General features: G+C 67.6%; 1 protein-coding gene. It reads left to right on the top strand.

Annotated elements, in window-relative coordinates:
• Positions 1-660: RICIN domain-containing protein (locus tag ACLQ27_RS32150; protein ID WP_425870259.1), on the top strand; the 660-nt coding region annotated here is incomplete at both ends.

Below are 660 nucleotides of genomic sequence, written 5' to 3'. Positions count from 1 at the left end.
CTTCCCACTACCGCAGGCGGTACCCAGCTACGCCCGCAACGCCACGGTGACCCGCACCATCACCGTGTTCAACGACGACTTCACCAACACGTCGGTGGGCTTCGCCTGGACCGCCCGGCTCGACAGCCCGACCGGCGCGGTCGTCGCGTCCGGCAACACCACCCTGACCATCCCACTCGGCTCACGGGTCACCCAACCGGTGTCCTTCACCGCCCCCGCCACCGGCAGCCGCGTGTACCTGCAACTGTCGACCACCAAGTCCGGCAGCACCACCTTCACCGACTCGGTCGAATACCTCAACCTCGGTGGAAGCGGTGGAACCGGGCCCACTCCCGGCACCTACCGCATCGTCAACCGCAACAGCGGCAAACCCCTGGCCATCGCCGGCAACTCCACCGCCGACGGCGCCAAGGCGATCCAGCAGAGCGGCACCCCCACCTGGACGATCAACGCCACGCAGGACGCCTACACCCTGCGCTACACCGCCTCGGGAAAGGTGCTCGACGTCAACGGCGCCAGCACCACGACCGGCCTGCAACTGCAGCAGTGGTCGGCAAACGGCGGCACCAACCAGACGTGGTACCTGCGACCCACCGGTAACGGCTACTACACCATCGTCAACCAGGCCAACGCACTGGTGGCCGACGTCTACGCCGCCTC

Source organism: Micromonospora sp. DT63 (assembly GCF_049841615.1).
GTDB lineage: Bacteria > Actinomycetota > Actinomycetes > Mycobacteriales > Micromonosporaceae > Micromonospora.
Note: the sequence above shows the minus strand (reverse complement) of the source record. Positions and strands in the feature narration are given on the sequence as shown.